Genomic DNA, 1,869 nt, shown 5'->3' on the forward strand with positions numbered 1-1,869 from the left:
GGGCCGAGGTGAGGATAGTCGCGGGCCGGTTGGCTTGCAGGCCCGGTGAAGCCGCGCGTCCAGCGAGACAGCGTGAAGACGAAAGGATCGAGCGCACTGTAGGTCGGCCCCAGTATCCATGGCCCCGCGTGAGCGGCCAGCAACTGGTCGAGCTGTTCGAGCATCGAGCCGATGCGCTGCTGCGTGTGGAAACGCACCTGAGCCACGCCCGCCTCATTGCCCTGGTCCACGTAGCGGTGGGGATAGAAGTACAGGATGAGATTGGCCTGCAGCGTGTTGGTCAGCCACATCAGCCACTTGTAGAACTGCGCCCGCTCGGGCGACGCCAGCGGCGGGCAGAGTCCCGCCTGCGGATGCGTATCCACCAGATGCAGCAGGATCGCGGCGGTCTCGTAAAGCACCAGCTCGCCATCCTGCAACACCGGCAGCAGGCCATTGGGATTGAGCCGCAAGTAAGCCGCCGACTTGTGGGCGTCCGCCGCGCGATCCACCAGCACCAACTCGAAATGGACGCCCAGTTCCCGCAGCAGAATATGGGGCGCCATGCTGGCGGTGCTGGGGTAGTAGTGCAGTTGAAGCATCTGGGGCCTCGGATGGGGTAGGGACAATCGACGATGTGATTATCACTGTCTGCTTTCAGCCCTGACCCGACGATCAGCCGTCGCACAGGTAGGTGTGGGAGCGGACATTCGGCTGGAGCCTGCCGTTATGTAGATGGGGAAAATCGACTTTCCGGGAATATTGTGCACAATCGCATGCTTGCCCGGCGGCCGAAACCAACAGTCAGTGCTGATGTTCGATATTGTGAAATCCGAGCAAGGTTATTCATCGGCCGCGTCGATTTATTGAGCGAATCTGCACATTAATTTTAGCTAGGCGCCTTGGCGCGGTGAGGCTTGGCAATGTCAAACAACAAATCTAAAGGAGAAGAAAGAAAAATGACGGATCTGATTCCTGAGTTCAAAAAAATTGACTTTGGCTACGCTAGCGCTCAGGCAGAAGCACGCGAGAATCCAGACCTCCTAATTAAGGGCTATCTTGATTTACACAATATTTCCGATCGCGTCGTCAACGGCCGAGAATGGTTGATACTTGGGCACAAGGGCTCAGGGAAATCCGCAATCGCGGAGCGACTTCGGCTCATCTATGAAGATGACCCACTTCATTTTGTTAACGTCGTAAATATTGAGGATTTTGAATACGTAAAGTTTTCAAAAATCGTTAGAAGTAGCGAAGCCATCGAAACGGAACTTCCAACTGCATGGTCATGGCTGCTTTATGCGTATCTGTTGAACTCGTTCTTCAGGGATCAAGGCGTCCAAGTGGATATCCCCGAAGAGTACGAGCAAGTAAAATCCGCATTCGCTGAAATGGGGCTAAGCCCAGTTTTCGATCTGAATACAATAGTTAGGGTCTCATCCGAGAACTCATTCCAGCTAACAATTCCGAAGTTTGCCGAGCAAAAGTGGACAAAAAAGACAGAGACTGCACAGGTCGATATTCGTTGGTTTATATATAATCTTAGGCCCTTTATATCAAATATACGATCGCAATCTAAGCATTTACTAATAATTGACGGCTTGGATGACATATTGGCAACTTCGGCAACACAATATGCATCAATTGGGGCATTGGTTTTTGAAGTTCACAGAATCAATGACTTTCTGAAAAAGAACTACGTTCCTGCAAAGGTTGTGATGTTGTGCCGTACAGATATATTTCAGCTTTTAAGTGGTGCAAATAAGAACAAAATCCGTCAAGACTACGCTATTGATCTGGATTGGAATTCCAACCCGAAAGCACCTGACAAATCGCTCCTTGTAAGAATTGGGAATCTCCGGGCCGAAATATCGCTGGACGCGAAAACTG

At 51.4% G+C, this 1,869-nt stretch carries 2 protein-coding genes; one reads left to right on the plus strand and one right to left on the minus strand.

Annotated elements, in window-relative coordinates; all coding sequences use genetic code 11:
• Window positions 1-581 (minus strand): glutathione S-transferase family protein (locus Q0D45_RS06240; RefSeq protein ID WP_293389996.1); only part of this gene is annotated, 581 nt, incomplete at its 3' end.
• Between the two features lie 321 nt (window positions 582-902).
• Here Q0D45_RS06240 and Q0D45_RS06245 point away from each other — a divergent pair.
• Window positions 903-1,869, plus strand: a 967-nt coding sequence (locus tag Q0D45_RS06245) for a hypothetical protein (RefSeq protein ID WP_293389999.1), incomplete at its 3' end; no start/stop codon positions are given.

Origin of the sequence: Nevskia sp. (genome assembly GCF_023266035.1) — a bacterium.
GTDB lineage: Bacteria > Pseudomonadota > Gammaproteobacteria > Nevskiales > Nevskiaceae > Nevskia.